General features: G+C 71.7%; 13 protein-coding genes and 1 pseudogene. 4 read left to right on the top strand and 10 right to left on the bottom strand.

Features of this window, described 5'->3' with window-relative positions; all coding sequences use genetic code 11:
• Positions 1–17: 17 nt before the first annotated feature.
• The 8 genes from OG410_RS36725 to ppdK form a co-directional block, all read right to left on the bottom strand.
• Positions 18–647, bottom strand: coding sequence for a hypothetical protein (locus OG410_RS36725; RefSeq protein WP_329304390.1), 630 nt, complete (start codon positions 645–647; stop codon positions 18–20).
• 240 nt (positions 648–887) lie between these two features.
• A complete protein-coding gene (gene pflA / locus OG410_RS36720; RefSeq protein ID WP_329303094.1) occupies positions 888–1,616 on the bottom strand; it encodes a pyruvate formate-lyase-activating protein in 729 nt (242 codons plus the stop codon).
• 5 nt (positions 1,617–1,621) lie between these two features.
• Entirely contained in the window at positions 1,622–3,880 is a 2,259-nt protein-coding gene (pflB, locus tag OG410_RS36715; protein ID WP_329303093.1) for a formate C-acetyltransferase, read from the bottom strand.
• 148 nt (positions 3,881–4,028) lie between these two features.
• Positions 4,029–4,469 (bottom strand): pyridoxamine 5'-phosphate oxidase family protein, encoded by a 441-nt coding sequence (locus tag OG410_RS36710; RefSeq protein WP_329303092.1) that lies wholly within the window; start codon positions 4,467–4,469, stop codon positions 4,029–4,031.
• Positions 4,470–4,626: 157 nt separating this feature from the next.
• The gene (locus OG410_RS36705; RefSeq protein ID WP_329303091.1) at positions 4,627–5,406 is read right to left on the bottom strand and encodes a helix-turn-helix domain-containing protein; all 780 of its coding nucleotides are present in this window, start codon (positions 5,404–5,406) and stop codon (positions 4,627–4,629) included.
• Between the two features lie 18 nt (positions 5,407–5,424).
• Complete coding sequence (locus OG410_RS36700; RefSeq protein WP_329303090.1) at positions 5,425–6,492, bottom strand: zinc-dependent alcohol dehydrogenase family protein; 1,068 nt, start codon at positions 6,490–6,492, stop codon at positions 5,425–5,427.
• Positions 6,493–6,703: 211 nt separating this feature from the next.
• Complete coding sequence (locus OG410_RS36695; protein WP_329303089.1) at positions 6,704–7,588, bottom strand: universal stress protein; 885 nt, start codon at positions 7,586–7,588, stop codon at positions 6,704–6,706.
• A 355-nt stretch (positions 7,589–7,943) separates the two neighbouring features.
• A complete protein-coding gene (gene ppdK, locus OG410_RS36690; RefSeq protein ID WP_329303088.1) occupies positions 7,944–10,574 on the bottom strand; it encodes a pyruvate, phosphate dikinase in 2,631 nt (876 codons plus the stop codon).
• A 409-nt stretch (positions 10,575–10,983) separates the two neighbouring features.
• Between ppdK and OG410_RS36685 the strand changes: the two genes are divergently transcribed.
• Complete coding sequence (locus OG410_RS36685) at positions 10,984–11,451, top strand: cyclic nucleotide-binding domain-containing protein (protein WP_329303087.1); 468 nt, start codon at positions 10,984–10,986, stop codon at positions 11,449–11,451.
• A gap of 32 nt (positions 11,452–11,483) precedes the next feature.
• Positions 11,484–12,146, top strand: a complete 663-nt coding sequence (locus OG410_RS36680; protein ID WP_329303086.1) for a CBS domain-containing protein — start codon at positions 11,484–11,486, stop codon at positions 12,144–12,146.
• Between the two features lie 145 nt (positions 12,147–12,291).
• On the opposite strand, the gene OG410_RS36675 is transcribed toward OG410_RS36680, so the two are convergent.
• Complete coding sequence (locus tag OG410_RS36675; protein ID WP_329303085.1) at positions 12,292–15,030, bottom strand: bifunctional acetate--CoA ligase family protein/GNAT family N-acetyltransferase; 2,739 nt, start codon at positions 15,028–15,030, stop codon at positions 12,292–12,294.
• Between the two features lie 158 nt (positions 15,031–15,188).
• A pseudogene (locus OG410_RS36670) lies at positions 15,189–15,365 on the bottom strand (universal stress protein); the annotation flags it as partial.
• Between the two features lie 345 nt (positions 15,366–15,710).
• On the opposite strand from OG410_RS36670, the gene OG410_RS36665 reads away from it, so the two are divergent.
• Together OG410_RS36665 and OG410_RS36660 are read left to right on the top strand one after the other, a co-directional pair.
• Positions 15,711–17,534: a glycoside hydrolase family 15 protein gene (locus OG410_RS36665; protein WP_329303084.1), complete on the top strand. Its 1,824-nt coding sequence runs from the start codon at positions 15,711–15,713 to the stop codon at positions 17,532–17,534.
• Complete coding sequence (locus tag OG410_RS36660; protein ID WP_443063841.1) at positions 17,527–18,513, top strand: cyclase family protein; 987 nt, start codon at positions 17,527–17,529, stop codon at positions 18,511–18,513. Before OG410_RS36665 ends, OG410_RS36660 begins: the two co-directional genes overlap by 8 nt.
• Position 18,514 lies beyond the last annotated feature (1 nt).

The following is an 18,514-nucleotide window of genomic DNA, read 5'->3' as shown; positions in this document are numbered from 1 at the left end:
CACCGCGCCGTGGGTGCTCAGCGCAGCCAGCTGTGGTCGCGGACGAAGGGCAGCTTGGCCCAGAGCCTGCCCGCGCCCAGCGTGTCGCCGGCGGCGACGGCGGCCAGGACGATCAGGGCGACGGCATAGATCACGTGGTAGTCGACGAACGGGTTCGTCGACATGCTCGGCGAACCGTCCGAGAGGTGCTTGGCCGGCGGCCACTCGGCGATCCACATCAGCGCCATCATCGCGGTGCCGGCGAGGGCGGCGATGCGCAGCGCGACACCGCCGACGAGGGCGAGGCCGATCCCGAGCAGCCCGAGCATGAACAGCCAGTCGGCCCACGGGTCGCCGGCCCAGGAGTGGAAGGTCGACTCCATCGGCCCGACGGCGACGGAGCCGAGGAAGCCCTGCGTCGGCGAGCCGCCGTCGATCCAGCCCTTGCCGGAGGGGGTGGCGTAGCCGAGGCCGAAGGTCTTGTCGAGGAACGCCCACAGGAAGACGAACCCCGTGAGCAGGCGCAGGGACGCGAAGGCGTAGGCCCGCGCGGCGTGCGTGCCGGTGCCTGCCGACACGGCCGACCCGGGTGCGGAGGCGGTCCGGTTCCCGCGGAACGACGGCAGGTGGAAGCCGGAGCTCCGGCGAGGCTGCTCGTGCACGGCCATGGTCATGGTTCCCTTCGAGCGCGATCGGATCGGTGCCTGACATCACTCACTCTGGCTGTGCACGCCGGTCGGCGACGGATGCCGAAGGTCCGCGGCCGGAGGGCCGAACGGCCCTGTTCTCCATGGCCGTTGGGCTCAAGGTGGCGCTTCGGGCACGTCAACTCTCGCGTCGGGTCACGTGTCCGTCGGACGTGAGGCTCCCGACGGCCAGGGCCGGGAGCCGTACCCGGCACTCGGCTCTCAGTTGGCGGACAGACCGCGGGCCCTGAACTGACCCCGGACACGTTCGGTCAGGGCGGGGTCGGGAACGGGGTTGTCCTGCAAGGGGAAGGGGATGCCCAGGGCCTCGTACTTGGGGGCGCCCAGTTTGTGGAAGGGGAGGACGTCCACGCGGTCGACGTTCCCGAGGCCGGAGAGGAATCGGGCCAGTCCGTCGATGGGCTCGGGGGCGTCGGTCCGGCCGGGGACGAGGACGTAGCGGATCCATACCGGGATGCCGAGACGGTCCAGCCGGGTGGCGAAGTTGAGGGTGGGGGCGAGTTCGCCGCCGGTGAGCCGGCGGTAGGCGGCGACGTCGAAGGACTTGATGTCGAGCAGCACCAGGTCGGTGTCGGCGAGGAGCCGGTCGGTCGCGCGGGCGCCCAGGAAGCCGGAGGTGTCCAGGGCGGTGTGCAGCCCGGCTTCCTTGCAGCGCCGCAGCAGCTCGCCGGTGAAGGCGGGCTGGAGGAGCGGCTCGCCACCCGTGACGGTCACGCCTCCCCCGGCGGTGGTGACGAACGGCCGGTACTTCTCGATCTCCGCCATCACCTCGTCGACGGTGACCTCCCGCCCGTCCCGCATGTGCCAGGTGTCGGGGTTGGCGCAGTAGAGGCAGCGCAGCGGGCAGCCGCTGACGAAGAGGACGAACCGGGTCCCGGGACCGTCCACGCCGGTGGACAGGTCCCAGGAGTGGATCCGGCCCGTCGTCATCGTCCTCACAGCGTTCCGTGGAAGGTGCGGCTGATCACGTCGAGCTGCTGTTCCCGGGTCAGGCGGACGAAGTTGACGGCGTAGCCGGACACCCGGATGGTCAACTCCGGGTACTTGTCCGGGTGTTCCATCGCGTCCTCCAGGGTGGCCCGGTCCAGGACGTTGACGTTCATGTGGAAGCCGCCGGAGGCCGTGTACGCGTCGAGGATGCCGACCAGATGGCCGACGCGCTCGACGGGCACGTGTCCCAAACCCTCCGGGGTGATCGTCGTCGTCAGCGAGATGCCGTCGCGGGCGTGCTCGTAGGGCAGTTTGGCGACGGAGAGCGCGGAGGCGGCCACCCCGTGCCGGTCGCGGCCGTTCATCGGGTTGGCGCCTGGGGCGAAGGGCTGTCCCGCTCGGCGGCCGTCGGGTGTGTTGCCGGTGTGCTTGCCGTAGACGACGTTCGAGGTGATCGTCAGCACCGACTGGGTGTGTTCGGCGTCCCGGTAGGTGGGGTGCTCGCGCACCTTCGTCATGAAGGAGTCCACCAGGCCGACGGCGATGGCGTCCGCCCGGTCGTCGTTGTTCCCGTACGCCGGGTAGTCGCCCTCGATCTCGTAGTCCACGGCCAGCCCGTTCTCGTCCCGGATCACCTTGACCCGGGCGTACTTGGCGGCGGACAGGCTGTCTGCCGCGACGGAGAGGCCGGCGATCCCGCACGCCATGAAGCGGTGCACGGGATAGTCGTGGAGCGCCATCTCGACCCGCTCGTAGGCGTACTTGTCGTGCATGTAGTGGATGACGTTGAGCGCGTTGACGTAGGTCTCCGCCAGCCAGTCCAGCATCCCGTCGTACGCCTTCGACAGCTCCTCGTACTCCAGAAACTCGCCGGTCAGGGGCGGCGTCTCGGGGGCGATCCGCTCGCCGCTGATCTCGTCCCGGCCGCCGTTGACCGCGTAGAGCAGGGCCTTGGCGAGATTGACGCGGGCTCCGAAGAACTGCATCTGCCTGCCGACGGCCATCGCGGAGACACAGCAGGCGATCGCGGTGTCGTCGCCGGTGCGGGGCCGCGTCAGGTCGTCGGACTCGTACTGGACGGCGCTGGTGTCGATGGAGACCTTCGCGCAGAACTCCTTGAAGCCGGACGGGAGTCGGGGCGACCACAGCACGGTGAGGTTGGGTTCGGGGGCCGGACCCAGGTTGTAGAGGGTCTGCAGGAAGCGGAAGGAGGTGCGGGTGACGAGCGGGCGGCCGTCCTCGCCGATGCCGCCGATGGATTCGGTGACCCACGTCGGGTCACCGGAGAACAGGGCGTCGTACTCGGGGGTGCGCAGGAACCGTACGATGCGCAGCTTGATCACGAAGTCGTCGATCAGTTCCTGGGCGTGGGTCTCGTCGAGGACGCCCGCGGCCAGGTCACGCTGGAGGTAGACGTCCAGGAAGGTCGAGGTGCGGCCCAGCGACATCGCCGCGCCGTTCTGCTCCTTCACGGCGGCGAGATAGCCCAAGTAGAGCCATTGCACGGCCTCGTGGGCGGTGCCGGCGGGGCGGGAGACGTCGCAGCCGTACGTCGCGGCCATCCGGGTCAGCTCGTCCAGCGCCTTGATCTGCTCGGCGAGTTCCTCGCGGTCGCGGATGATGTGCTCGGTCGACGGCGCGGCGTCGAGTCCGGCGCGTTCCGCGCGCTTGGCGGCGATGAGCCGGGCCGTTCCGTACAGCGCCACCCGCCGGTAGTCGCCGATGATCCGGCCGCGGCCGTACGCGTCGGGCAGACCCGTGATGATGCCGGCCTTGCGGGCGGCGCGCATCGCGGGGGTGTAGGCGTCGAAGACGCCGTCGTTGTGGGTCTTGCGGTAGGTCCCGAAGACGCGGGTGACGAACTCGTCGGGCTCGTAGCCGTACGCCTTCAGCCCGTTCTCGACCATCCGCAGACCGCCGTTGGGCATGATGGCGCGCTTCAGCGGCGCGTCGGTCTGCAGACCGACGATCAACTCCCGCTCACGGTCGATGTATCCGGGCGCGTGCGAGGTGATCGTGGAGGGGGTCGCGGTGTCGACGTCGAGGATTCCCCTGCGCCGCTCCTCCGGGAACAGTGCGCTGACCGTGCCCCAGACGGCACGGGTGCGCTCCGTCGGGCCGGTCAGGAAGGCCGCGTCTCCTTCGTAGGGCGTGTAGTTGGCCTGGATGAAGTCGCGGACGTCGACGCGCTCGCGCCACGCCGTGCCGGCGAAGCCCCGCCATGCCTCACCCGTCCGGCTCCCAGCCGTCGCTGTCGTGGTCATCGCCGGTCTCCCCTCACGCTGCTCGGAATGTCCTGCACCGTCGATACTTGTCGTTCGGGGTGGCCGGGACGAGGGCCGGACAGCACCGGCCGGGGCGCCGAACGCCCTCGTCCGAGGGGCCGTTCGGCCCACCCCGCGATGGCGGACGTCAGAAAGTCCGCTCCACGCCGTACTGTGTGCGGCCGCCGACGAGCTCCCGGCCGGTGACCAGTTCGGGCGCGATCCGGATGAAGACCTCGCGGGGAGAGGGCACCCAGGAACGAGGTCCTGACCGGGCCAGGCGATCATGCTCGGCGGGATCGGTCACCACCAGGGCGTGGCCGGTCACGACGACGCTCCAGCCGGAGTGCGCGGTCGCGTCCACCGCGTCGGCTTCGAACGCCACCACGACGCCGTCGATGGTGCGGGCCAGTTCCGAGTCCGCCGACGTCCGCAGGACGACGGCGGAGTCGGCGTCGAGACAGAAGTTGACCGGCAGGACCGCGGGCAGGGCGTCTCGTGTGTGGACGACCCTGCCGATGGGCGCGTCACCGAGCCGGTCCAGGCATTCCTGCCGGCCGAGTTCACGAAATCCGTCGTTGGGATTCATCAGCGGGGTCAACTCTCACGCGGTACAGCGCTTCGGCCGCAAGCGACGCTTCCACCTGTGGCGGGACAACAATCGGGGCCACGGCTCATCGGCCCTGCCGGTCTCCGGGGAACGGAGAAGGTCATTCCTTCCGGCTGCTCTGCGCGCAGGGCCTGAATCACCCCACCGCGATCCGGCGTCCGCTGATCCGGTCCGGTTCGACGCGTACCCACAGGTCGCGCGCTTCGCCGCCGGCCCAGGGACGGCTGTAGGCGAGGGCGTCGAGCCGGCGCCTGACGTCCGGGTCGGTCACGGCCCGGGCGCTGCCCTGGACGAGTACGCTCCAGCCCTGGCTGAGGGCCTCGTCGACGTGATCGACCTGGAAAGCGACGTTCGATCCGACCGCTGCCGCGATCGTCGAACCCGGCGCGGTCCTGAAGGTGATCGCGCCATCGACGACGCTGTAGTTGACGGGGAGGATGACAAGGCCGCCCGGGGTATCGGTGGCGAGCCTTCCGACGCCGTGCGTCGACAGTCGTTCCAGGCAGTCCTCGGGACCGAGCTCGATCAGTTCGGCGTGGCCGGCGGCCTGGCCGAGGCCGGGCGGCAGGCCGGATTCTCCGCCGTACAGGGCGGCGACGCTCGTGTCGAGGGCGCCCGCGAGCCGGATCAGGACGCTGGTTCCGGGTCTCGCCGTGGACTGTTCTTCCAGGTACCGAAGGTAACCGGCGGCTGTGCCCGCGCGGGCGGCCGTGTCCTCCCGGGTCAGGCCGAGTTCCTCACGTCGCGCCGCGATGCGCCGCCCGATGTCGCCCGGTGCCGCCGCGGCCGAAGCGGCCGTGCGGACCGTCGGCCGGGGTGTCTCCCCGGCGACTGCTGTCGCGACCGACGTGGGCCAGGGTGTGCCCTCGTCCCGCGGTGTCGCGGTGAGCGTGCCGCTTCGTGTCTGTTCGGACATGACCTTCGCTTCCTTCCGTCAGGGCGTCCTGACCGTCAGCGCGTCGTGCTGCGGTTCACCGAGAACCACCTTGAGGGCGCCCGTGTCGGCGGCCCGTGCGAAGACGTCGTACGCCTCCTCCATGCGGTCCAGCGGGAACGTGTGGGTGACGAGGGACGCGGCCGGAAGCCGGCCCGCGGCCATCATGCGCAGCAGAGTGGGGGTGGAGTGGGTGTCGACCAGGCCGGTGGTGATCGTCACGTTCTTGATCCACAGGCTTTCGAGGTGCAGGGTCGCGGGCCTGCCGTGCACGCCGACGTTGGCGACGTGTCCGCCGGGCCGCACCATGCGCGTGCACATCTCGAAGCTCTCCGGGACACCGACCGCTTCGATGACGACGTCGGCTCCGAGCCCGTCGGTGAGATCGGAGACGAGCTGCTCGGCCTCCTCGCCCGTCGCGACGGCGTCGGCGCCGAGGCGCTTGGCCGCGTCGAGCCGGGCCGGAGCGAGATCGACGGCGATGATCTTCTCGGGTGAGTAGAGGCCCGCCGTCGCGATCGCGGCGAGCCCGATGGGCCCCGCTCCCACGACGGCGACGGTGTCTCCGGGGCGTACCCGCCCGTTGAGCACGCCGACCTCGTAGGCGGTGGGGAAGATGTCGGCCAGCAGGACCGCGTCCTTGCTGTCCACGGCCCCGGGCAGGAGATGTGTGGACAGGTCCGCGTGCGGGACCCGGACGTACTCGGCCTGTGTGCCGTTGATCAGGTGGCCGAGGATCCAGCCGCCGCCGGCGCGGCACTGGCCGTAGGCACCCTCCCGGCAGAAGCGGCAGCGGCCGCACGCCGTGATGCAGGAGACCAGGACACGATCGCCCGGCCGGACCGTGCGCACGTCGCCGCCGACTTCGACGATCTCACCGACGGCCTCGTGGCCGAGGACCGTGCCAGGGGTCACCTCCGGCACGTCGCCCTTGAGGATGTGCAGGTCGGTGCCGCAGATGGTGACGGTGTCGACCCGGACGACGGCGTCGGTGGCCTCTTCGATACCGGGATCCGCCACGCTCTCCCACGCGGAGCTTCCCGGGCCGTGGAACACGAGTGCCTTCATGACGATCCCCTTCAAGTCGAGACTTGACGTGGTAGCTCCAGCCTGACCGGGGCGGATGCTCCGCGCATGGGCCGTCCGGTCCCCACCGGGGGACCGGACGGCCCCCGCCACCGCGCAAAGGCGCCGCGGTTCCCGACCGGACCTCGTCCCGGCATGAGGGGCCCGGGTCGAGTACCCCGGGCCCCTCACGGCACTTCCCCGACCGGGGCGCTCACTCGTGCGGGACGACCGCGACCGGTGCGACGGAGTGGTGCAGCACCGCCTGGGTCACCGGTCCGATGTGAGTGCCGACCGGAGTCTGCCGGTGGCGGCGACCGACCACGACCAGTTCCGCGTCGCGTGAAGCGTCCACGAGGTGGGGGCCCGCACCGCCCACCACGGCCTGCTCGTGAACCTGGACGCAGGGGAACTTCTCACGCCAGGGATGCAGCACGTCGGTCAGGCGCCGCTGTGCCTCGGCGAACAGTTCCGCATCGGCCCCCGCGTCGGTGGCTCCGCTGTAGCCGTAGTAGGCCGGCAGACTCCAGCCATGGACGACGCGCAGGTCCGCCGTCCTGCGAGCCGCCGCCGCGAAGGCGAATTCGATCACGGATGCGTCCGAGTGCTCCAGGTCGAGGCCGAGGACCACATGCCGGATTTCGCGCACGCCCTCGGAACCTTCTGCCGCGCGTACGAGGACGATCGGCGTGCGGCTCCTGGCCACCACGGCCTGCCCGACGGAACCCGTCAGGAATCCGGCGACTCCGCTCAGCCCCCTGGACCCGAGGACCAGCAGTTCCGCGTCCTCGGCCATGGCAAGGAGCACGGTGACAGGCTGCTCGGCGACGCGCTCGGCGCTGACCGACAGGCCCGGATGAACGGCAGCCAGCTGGGCCGCGGTCTCGTGCGGCAGACGTTCGGCCCACTCGCGCTGCGGATCGTCCTCCGGCGCCGGAACGGCGACGCCGACGAGCGGGGCGTAGATGTAGGGGTGCCACTGCCAGGCGTGCACGACACGCAGGTGGGCGTCCGTGCGCAGGGCTTCACGAGCCGCCCAGTCGGCCGCCGCGAGACTCTCGGGCGAACCGTCCAGACCGACGACGATGGTGCGGGACATGTGATGGCCTCCTTGATGGATACGTGATCAGTCTCGTGTCCGCCCGGCTGCGCAAGGAGGGGCCGCTGGTCCTGGAACGGGACCAACTGGCCTACATGGACAGGGACTTCACGGCCCCGGTCGGAGGGTGTCCGCCGACCGGCCGTGGGTGGTCGGCCGGTGTCGTCCGAACGGCAGTGGGTGGGCCGGGCGGTGTCCGTCGATCGGCAGTCGGTGGGTCGGCCGGCCCCATCGGTGGAGCGCTCGCTCCCGCACGCGGGAGCGCCGCGGGGCGCCCCCGCACATGCGCGGGGGCGCCCCGAGGCCGGCCTGCCGCACGGTCGCGGTCAGGGTGAGGGCGAGGGTGAGGGTCACCCTAGGTCGAAGCCGACGCGCCGTCCCTTCCGTCGGCGAGCGAGGCCCGGCCGGCTTCGAGACGGGCGGCCGGGACGCGGAACGGCGAACAGGAGACGTAGTCGAGGCCGATGTCGTGGAAGAAGTGGATGGAGTCGGGGTCGCCGCCGTGTTCGCCGCAGACGCCGATCTTCAGGCCGGGGTGGGCGGCGCGGCCTTCCTCGACGGCGATACGCACCAGACGTCCGACGCCGTCCCGGTCGAGGGTCTCGAACGGCGAGACGACGAAGACGCCCTGCGCCAGATAGGCCGGGAAGAAGGACGCCTCGACGTCGTCGCGGGACAGGCCCCAGGCCGTCTGGGTCAGGTCGTTGGTGCCGAAGGAGAAGAAGTCGGCGGCCTCGGCGATCCGGCCCGCGGTCAGCGCGGCCCGGGGCAGCTCGATCATCGTGCCGACGGGGCACTCGACGGTGAGCCCGGACTCCCGTGAGACGTCGGCGAGGACGCGTTCCGCCGCGGCGCGGACGATCCGAAGCTCCTCCACCGTGCCGACCAGGGGGACCATGATCTCCGCGTGGGGTTCTCCCCCGGCGCGGATCCGTTCCACCACGGCTTCGGCGATCGCCCGTACCTGCATCTCGACCAGGCCGGGGACGACGAGTCCGAGGCGGACACCACGCAGTCCGAGCATGGGGTTGGACTCGTGCATGCGCTCGACCGCGGCGAGCAGACGGCGGTCGTGCTCGGTGGGCCGGGTGGCGAGACGGACGGCCAGCTCGGTGCGGTCGGGCAGGAACTCGTGCAGCGGCGGGTCGATGAGCCGGATCGTCACCGGGAGCCCGTCCATCGCGGCGAGGATCCCGGTGAAGTCGCCCCGCTGCAGGGGCAGCAGGGCGTCCAGGGCGGCACGCCGTCCGGTCTCGTCCCCGGCGAGGATCATCGCCTCGACCAGGCTCCGCCGCTCGCCGAGGAACATGTGCTCGGTGCGGCACAGCCCGATGCCCTGGGCACCGTAGCGGCGGGCGCGGGCCGCATCCTCGGGGGTGTCGGCGTTGGCGCGCACCTCCAAGTGCCGTACGGAGTCGGCGTGCCGGAGAGTACGCGCGACCGCGTCGGTCAGCGCGCCGTCGCCCTCTCCGGTGTCGAGGAAGTGCCCGACCGGGGAGTCGGTCAGCGGCAGGGCGCCGAGATGGACGGTGCCCGCCGTGCCGTCCACGGAGATCACGGTGCCCTCGGTGAGCACGGTCCCGTCGGGTGCGGTGAGGGTGCGGGACGCGACGTCCACCGTCAGTTCCTCGGCGCCGCACACACAGACCTTGCCCATGCCGCGGGCGACGACGGCGGCGTGGCTGGTCTTGCCGCCCCGGCTGGTCAGTACGGCCTCGGCCGCGACCATCCCGGGCAGGTCGTCGGGCGTCGTCTCGCGCCGTACGAGGACGACGTGCTCCCCCGCGTCCGCGCGCCGCACGGCCTCCGCCGAGTCGAAGACGATCGCGCCGACCGCGGCGCCGGGCGAGGCGGGGACACCCTGGGCCAACGGCGTGGCCTCGGCGTGCGCCTCGAACCGGGGGAACATCAGCCGTGCCAGCTGCGCCCCGCCGACCCGGGCCAGCGCTTCGTCCTCGTCGATCAGCTTCTCGTCGACGAGCGCCTCCGCGATCCGGAAGGCGGCCTCGGCGGTGCGCTTGCCGACCCTGGTCTGGAGCATCCAGAGCCTGCCGCGCTCGACGGTGAACTCGATGTCGCACAGGTCCCGGTAGTGGTGTTCCAAGGTCTCCATGTGCTGGAGGAGTCGACGGTAGGAGGCCGGGTCGAGGCGCTCCAGTTCGGCGAGCGGGACGGCGTTGCGGATGCCGGCGACGACGTCCTCGCCCTGCGCGTCGGGAAGGTAGTCGCCGTAGACGCCCCGGGCGCCGGTGGCCGGGTCGCGGGTGAAGGCGACGCCCGTGCCGGAGTCCGGGCCGAGATTGCCGAGGACCATCACCTGGATGTTGACGGCGGTCCCGAGGTCGTCGGGGATGTGCTCGCGGCGGCGGTAGAGGCGGGCGCGCTCACCGTTCCAGGAGTCGAAGACGGCGCGGATCGCCTGCTGGAGCTGCTCGGCCGGGTCCTGCGGGAACTCCTCGCCGGTCGCGTCGCGGACGACCTGCTTGAAGTGCTCGACGAGCGCCGCGGGGTCGCCTCCGCCGGCGTGCCGGTCGAAGCGTTCCGGCGCGATACCGAGCACCGTGCGGCCGTACATCTGGAGGAGCCTGCGGTAGGAGTCCCATGCGACGTGCTCGCTGCCGGTGACCTTGGCGAGGCCGAGGACGGACTCGTCCCCGAGGCCGATGTCGAGGATGGTCTCCATCATCCCGGGCATCGAGAACTTGCTGCCCGAACGGACCGAGAGCAGCAGCGGGTTGTCCCGTCCGCCGATCTCACGACCGGTGCTCCGCTCCAACTCGGCGAGCGCGTGCACGACTTGTGCGCCCAGCTCGCCCGGTTCCTCTCCGGTGGCCAGGTACTCGCGGCACGCGGTGGTCGTGACGGTGAAGCCGGGCGGTACGGGGAGTCCCAACCGGGTCATCTCCGCGAGGTTGGCTCCCTTGCCGCCGAGCAGGTCCGCCATGTCACGGCCCCCGTCGGCGAATTCGTACACGTAGCGGGTCATGTCCTTCACTCTCCGGGTGTGTTCGGACGTACGGACGACGGCGACGGAACCACCGTGTTCCGGCGCAGGGCCCAGCGGGCCGCCCGGTGCGCGGCGGCCAGACTCTCCGGGGACCCGTCGGTCCCCGCCGCGACCGGTCGAAGCATGATCCGCACCTCCGGCGTCGTGCGCTCGGCGGAGAGCCCACAGACCTCGCGGTGGTCACCGCCGCCTGCGGAATCCCTTCTCCCGTCGAGCCTGGTACGGGTCGAGGGCCGGGCGCAGGGGCCGGGCAGTACCCTCCGCCGGGCCGATCGGCCCCCGCCGATGCCATGCGGCCCGCTGCGGGGGCCGGGTGGCCCATGGCGGTGGGCGGGACACGGGCAGAGATTGGGGGTGGGAGGGTCGCGTGCCAGGAAGAGGCAGGATCATGAACACTTCCACCACCACATCCACCACGCTGAGGGCGCTGCCCACCGAGCACCGGGAACGGCTGATGCGGGTGGCCCGCGAGGTGTCCTTCCCGGCAGGCGCCTGCCTGTTCGCGGAAGGCCGGCTCGCCGACCGGTTCTGGATCATCCGGACCGGAACGGTGGCCCTCGACCTACGAGTGCCGGGCCGCCGAGCGGCCGTCGTCGAAATCCTCGGACACAACGAACTCGTCGGCTGGTCCTGGCTGTTCCACCCGCACACCTGGCATCTGGGCGCCAAGGCGACCAGCCCGGTGCGCGCCTACGAGTTCGACGCGGAGACCGTCAGGGCGATGTGCCGAGCCGATCCCGGATTCGGCGTCGCCATAACCCAGTGGACCGGCGAGATCGTCGCCCACCGGCTCCAGTCTACCCGGGCCCGGCTGCTCGACCTCTACGCCCCGTACGGCAGCGGCGACCTCCGCTGACCGACGTTTCCGGAACCGATCAAGGAGTCACCGTGCACGGCAGTCCGCACATCGTGAGCGACGTGATGACCCACACCGTCGCCGCCATCGGCCGCGGGGCCGGTTTCAAGGAGATCGTGCAACTGATGGAGCAGTGGCAGGTCAGTGCCCTGCCCGTCGTCGAGGGCGAGAGCCGGGTGATCGGCGTCGTCTCCGAGGCCGATCTGCTGCCCAAGGAGGAGTTCCGCGACGGCGACCCCGACCGCGAGACGCAACTGCGGCGGCTGAACGATCTTGCCAAGGCCGGCGGACTGACCGCTGAGGAGCTGATGACGTCTCCGGCGGTCACCGTGCGCGCGAACGCGCCCCTGGCGCAGGCGGCCCGCATCATGGCGCACGCCAAGGTCAAGCGGCTGCCCGTCGTCGACGAGACCGGCGGCCTCGAGGGCGTCGTCAGCCGCGGCGACCTCCTCAAGGTGTTCCTGCGCAGTGACGAGGACATCGCCGAGGAGGTGCGCAGGGAGATCGTGTCCTACCTCTTCCACGGGGCGCCCCCGCCGGTCCGCGTCGAGGTGCGGGGCGGTGTCGTCACCCTCACCGGGCGCGTCCGCGACACAGCGCTGGTGCCGGTGGCCGCCCGTCTGGTGCGGGCCGTCGAAGGAGTGGTGGACGTCGGCTTCGACCTCACAGGCCCGGAGCGCACCCGGGAGCGGTGAAACGGCCACAAGTGCGGTGCCGTGTCGATCCCTCAGGGGGCGGCACGGCCATCGTGCGAGAGCATCCCCTCGTTGCTTGCCGGCTGGCCCTCGTTGCTTGCCGGCCGGCCTCCAAGGACCTCGTTGCCGGCCGGCCTCCAAGGGATCAACGCTCAGCCTTCGTGTCCGTTCCCCCCTGCAGTCGGCGCAGATAGGGGTCCTGTGCGCGGCGCGGCAGCAGGCGGACGCGTGCGTCGAGCACACTGACCGCGCCGGGGGTCGCGAGGACGGGGTTGAAGTCGGCTTCGGCGAGCTGCGGAAGATCGCTCGCCATGCGGGACAGGCGCAGCAGCACCTGTTCCAGGCCTTCGAGGTCCACCGGTCCGGAGCCGTGCGCGCCGAAGAGCAGGGGCGCGCAGTGCGGCGAGGTGATCAGGTCGTGGACGTCGTGGTCGGTCAGGGGAGCGAGGCGGGCCGCGTGGTCGGCCAGCACCTCCGTCGCCGTACCGCCGAGACCGAACAGGACCAGGGGTCCGAAGACCTCGTCCTGGACGACCCCGGCGAACAGTTCGGTGCCGCGCGCGGCGAGCGGCTGGACGACCGCTCCGGTCATGAGTCCGGCGAACCGGGTCTCGAAGTCCCGGAAGGCGGAACGCACTTGGGCGTCGCCCTGGAGGTCGAGATGCACGGCGCGCTGTTCGCTCTTGTGGAGCAGACCGGGCCAGTGGGCCTTCATGACGACACGGCCGTCGGGCCCGCGCAGCCGTTCGGCGGCGACGACCGCGTCGTCCTCGGTCTCGGCCCAGGCCCAGTTCAGCTGCGGAACGCCGTAGCAGGCGAGCAGTTCGGCGCAGGTACGAGGGTCGAGCCAGCCGCCGTCGGGCTGCGCCGCGAGGAAGTCCGCGACGACCGTTCGGGCGCGTGCGCTGTCGATGTCCGCGAGGTCGGGGACGGTTCCGGCGGGCCGGCTCAGCCAGGCCGCACGGTGGGCGGCGTGCGCCAACGCCCGTGCCACCGCGCCGGGTTCGGAGTACGACGGAATGGTGCCGCCGTCAGCGGTGGGCAGCAGCTCGACCGGCAGGGCCTGCTCCAGTCGTACGACGGCGACAGGACGTTCCCGTCGTGCGGGCCCGGCGGTGAGCGCCCGGACCAGGTCGTCGCCGGTCGCCGCGGCGACGGCGGTGGGAACAAGGGCCACCAGGACCGCGTCGATCCCCGCGTGCCGGGCGACCCGCTCCACGCATTCCCTGAGCTGCTCCTCGCTCACGGCGGCGGTGGCATCGACGGGGTTGCCCACGGCGGCGCCCTCCGGGAGCACACCGAGCAGGTCGTCCCTCAGCTCGGGCGTCAGGGCCGGAAGGGAGAGTCCGGCCTCCGCGCAGGCGTCGGCGGTGAGGACGCCCGCGCCGCCCGCGTTGGTGACGATCGCGACGCGGCTGCCGGAGGGCAACGGCTGCGCGTGCAACAGGGCCGCGGTTTCCAGGAGTTCGCCCACCGAGCGGGTGGCGGTGATGCCGGCCTGGGTGAACAGGGCCTGCCTGGTCATGGTGAGGGTGGCGGCGGCCGCGGTGTGCGAGGCGGCGGCGCGGCGGCCCGCGTCGGTGCGGCCCGCGTCGACGGTGAGGACGGGCATACGGCGGGTCACGCGGCGCGCGGTGCGGGAGAAGGCGCGGGGGTTGCCGAACGACTCCAGGTGCAGCAGGGCGAGGTCGGTGCGCCCGTCGCTCTCCCACCACTGGAGCATGTCGTTGCCGCTGACGTCGTACTTGTCGCCCAGCGAGGCGAAGGAGGAGACGCCGATGCCGAGCCGGGACAGCCCGTCGAGCAGGGCGATGCCGACACCGCCCGACTGCACGGCGATCCCCGCCGTCCCGGGGCGCGGGTGGCCGGCGGCGAAGGTGGCGTCGAGGACGAGTTCCGGGTCGGTGTTGGAGACACCGAGGCAGTTCGGCCCGACGAGCCGCATGCCGTACGTGCGGCACGCGTCCAGCAGTGCCTTGCCCTGGCCCGCGTCCAGCCCGGCCGTCACCACCAGCAGGGCCCGTACCCCGGCCTTGCCGCATTCCTCGGCGGTGGCGGGCACGGCGGAGGCCGGGATCGCGAGGACCGCGAGGTCGGGAACGCGGGGCAGGGCGCTGACCGAGGGGAAGGACGGCACACCGAGGATCGAGTTCACGCCGGGGTTCACGGCGAACAGCCGGCGTTTGAAGCCGCCCGCGTGCAGGTGGTGCAGGAGGGCCCGGCCCACCGATCCTGACCGGCGTCCCGCGCCGATCACCGCAACGACGTCGGGACGCAGCAGCGGCTCCAGGCTCGCCACGTCGGCACCCCGGCCGCGTGTCTCGACGGCACCGAGGTAGGCGCCGTCCTCGGCCAGCTCGATCGTGCAGCGCACTTCGGGGCCCTCGAAGTGCCGGGACGTGCGCAGACCGAGGTCGGCGAAGAGCCGCAGCACCTCGTGGTTCTCGGACAGCGCGTCGGCGGTGAAGGCGCGGACGCCCTCCGCGCGGGCGGCGGAGACCAGGTGCTCGACGAGCAGGGTGCCGACGCCCCGGTGGTGCAGCCCGTCGGCGACCGCGATGGAGATCTCGGCCGTGCCCGCTCCGTCACCGGCCGCGTCCCCGGCCGCGTCCCCGGTCTCGTACTCGGCGAGACCGATGACCTGGCCCAGTGTCTCGGCGAGCAGCGCCCGGTAGCCGGGCCGCGGCGGGGCACAGGCCCTGTCGGCGGCCGTCTCGGCGGAGCGGTGGCTCGCGGCGAAGAACCGGAGGCGGAGGTTGTCCGGGGACATCTCCTCGTACAGACCGTGCAGCTGCTCGTGGTCGCCCGGCAGCACGGAGCGTATGCACACCGTGGTGCCGTCCTGAAGCAGCGCGTGCACCGGGGGGCGGTCGTCGTCCGTCATCACGGGCCTCCTCGAAACCTGTCGGCACTTCGAGCATCCGGCGATCCTGGGGCATGCCCCAGGGGCTGACCGGGTGCACCGCATGGGCCGGTCGGCCCCGGTCTCGGCCTCCCCCGGCCTTCGGACGGGGCTACCCCCGTCCCGCTTCCCCCGCTCCGGTGCCGGCGAGTCTCGGCGCCGGGCAACGGCGCCTGGGCCATGGGGGCCGGGACCGGTTCCCGTACGTGGACCGGCTGCAACCGCAGTCCGCGCAGCCGCGCCTCACGGGCGGCCCATTCGGCGGCGGCGAGGCTCTCCAGGGAGCCGTCGAGGCCTGCGCCGACAGTGCGGGGCATGACGTCCACCTCCTGAACCGGGGTTCCGGTTCAAGCGTCGCGTCCGATGGGCTCGTCGCGCAGGGGCCGCAGGTCCCTGGTAGGGGCCGATCGGCCCTGGCCTGGGCCGATCGGCCCCTACCGGGGACCGGGCAGCCTGACGCCCGGTAGCCCGTACGGCCCGACTGGGAGTGCCGCCTCACCGTGGAGCGGCGGAAATGGAGGCAGGCGGCGCGGAACATCCGGGCTCGTGGGCACTGCGGGCCGTCGTCCATGGCCTGATGCGACCGTCCGTGACGCCGAGAGGCGCCCGCGCACGGCCTGTCAGATAGTGGACCGCGCCGGAACCTCCTTGATTGGACGCTCATGGACCGCTATCCCCCCATCGCCAACCACGGACTGGTGGGCGACCTGCAGACCGCCGCCCTGGTGTCGTCCGAGGGCGTGGTGAACTGGTTCTGCTCGCCGAGATTCGACTCGCCGAGTGTCTTCGCCTCGCTGCTCGATCACGACCGCGGCGGGTATTTCCGGCTTTCGCCGGAGCACTCGGACGTCACGTGCAAACAGCTCTACTACCCGGACACCGGTGTGCTGGTCACGCGGTTCATGTCGCCGGAGGGCGTCGGCGAGGTCATCGACTGGATGCCCGCGAACACCAGCCGCACCCCCACCGACCGGCACAGCCTGACGCGGGTGATTCGCGTGGTGCGCGGCACCGTGCGGTTCCTGCTGGAGTGCAGGCCGCGGTTCGACTACGGCCGGGCCGACCACGAGCTGGATCTACGGGCCCAGGAGGCGGTGTTCCGGGGGCCCGGGATCGCGGGACACCTGCAGACGTCCTTTCCGCTGGTACGGGACGGGCACGACGTGAAAGGCGCGGTCACGCTCGGCGTCGGAGAGTCGGCCGTCGCCGTGTTCACGACGTGCGCCGTCGACGGCGAGGCGCCGCCTCCGCTCACGGTCGACGGCGTGACGGAGTCGCTGTGGCGTGAGGTGGACTTCTGGCAGAGGTGGCTGCACACCTCCCACTACCGGGGGCGCTGGGCCGAGATGGTGAACCGCTCCGCCATCACGCTCAAACTTCTGACCTACCACCCGACGGGTGCGCCGGTCGCCGCCGCCACCATGGGTCTGCCGGAGCAGGTCGGCGGCGAGCGCAACTGGGACTACCGGTATTCGTGGGTGCGGGACGGGTCCCTCTCCGTGCGCGCCCTGCTCGACCTCGGTTTCGCCGAGGAGGCGTCGGCGTTCACCAAGTGGCTGGGCGAGCGGATGCGCGACCGGGCGGACCTGCCCGGCGAGCGGCTGCAGATCATGTACCGGGTGGACGGGGACCCGCACCTGACCGAGGAGATCCTCGACCACTGGGAGGGGTACCGGGGATCACGGCCCGTACGAGCCGGCAACGCCGCCGCGGACCAGTTGCAGCTCGACATCTACGGCGAGGCCATCTACGCGATGGCCGAGGGCATGGATGTCAGCGAGGAGCTGGGCTTCCACGGCTGGAAGGGGCTCGCGCGGACGCTGGACTGGCTGTCCGACAACTGGGACCGTCCGGACGAAGGCGTCTGGGAGACGCGAGGGGGCCGCAGCGACTTCACGTTCAGCCGGGTGATGTGCTGGGTCGCCTTCGACCGGGGCCTGCGCCTGGCCACGGAACTCAGCCGGCCCGCCGACATCCCGCGCTGGCGCAACGCCCGCGACAGCATCCTCGAACAGGTGATGGACAAGGGCTGGAGCCAGACCGAGCAGGCCCTGGTGCAGCACTACGGCGGAGACGTCCTGGACGCCTCCCTCCTGTTGATCCCGCGCGTCGGGTTTCTCGCCGCGAAGAGCCCCGGCTGGCTCTCCACCCTGGACGCCATGGAGCGCAAGCTCGTCTCGGACAGTCTCGTGTACCGGTACGACCCGGCCGCCTCCCCCGACGGTCTCCGCGGCTCGGAGGGGACCTTCAGCCTCTGCACCTACCTCTACGTCGACGCCCTGGCCCGCGCCGGGCGGATCAGTCCGGCCCGCTACACCTTCGAGAAGATGCATACCTACGCCAACCATGTCGGCCTGTTCGCCGAGGAGATCGGCCCGAGTGGCGAGCAACTCGGCAACTTCCCGCAGGCGTTCACCCATCTGTCGCTCATCATGGCGGCGTCGACCCTGGACGAGGCCATCAACCGGCAGCGGCAACGTGGCTGAGCCGGAACCCGGGCAACCGGGTCCGGGCGCGCCGAACCCTGACGGCCGCCCGCAGAGCCGAGCCGCCTTCGACGCCCTGTACGCGCGCCTGCGGCAGCAGGCGGAGGCCGCCGGACCGCCGGCCTCCGCCGGCGGCCGCGGGGCGCTGTCCACCATCACACCGGCGCGAGTTCTCGCCGCGGCGGCCGAGGTCCTCTCCGGCCAGACGGTGTCCCTGTCGTCCCCGATCGAGACCGGCGCGGGTCCCGACAATCCGCACCCGGCCGGCCACCGGCTCACCAGCGGCCCCGAGGCCGAAACCGCGGACAGAGAGCTGCACTTCGCCACCGACCACTTCGCCATGAACGTTCACGGCGACGCGGACAGCCACCTCGACGCTCTGTGTCACGTCGTCTTCGACGGCACGCTGTACGGCGGCGTCCCGGCGAGCACCGTGACGGCGGAGGGCGCCACGGCTCTGTCCGTCGACCTGGTTCGCAACGGAATCGTCGGCCGTGGCGTCCTGCTCGACATCCCGCGGCTGCGGGGCGTGCCGTGGCTGGAGCCCGGCGACCACGTCACCGCCGACGACCTCGGAGCCGCCGAGGCCGCCCAGGGCGTGCGGGTCGGGGCCGGGGACATCCTCCTCGTGCGGGTCGGCCACCGCCGCAGGCGTGAGGAGGCAGGGCCGTGGGACGCCTCGCGCAGCCGGGCCGGCCTGCACCCGGCCGCCATGGAATTCCTGGCCGAGCGCCGGGTCGCCGTACTGGGCAGCGACGGGAACAACGACACGGCTCCCAGCCTCACCGAGGGCGTGGACTTCCCCGTGCACGTCCTGGGCATCCACGCCCTCGGGCTGCACTTCATGGACTACCTGCGGTTCGAGGACCTGGTGCCGCTCTGCGAGGAGGCGGACCGCTGGTCGTTCCTCTGCGTCGTCGCACCCTTGCGGCTCCCCGCGGCCACCGGCTCACCCGTCAACCCGATCGCCGTCCTCTGAC

Origin of the sequence: Streptomyces sp. NBC_00659 (genome assembly GCF_036226925.1) — a bacterium.
In the GTDB taxonomy this organism is placed as follows: domain Bacteria; phylum Actinomycetota; class Actinomycetes; order Streptomycetales; family Streptomycetaceae; genus Streptomyces.
This window is presented reverse-complemented; position numbering and strand designations above follow the sequence as displayed.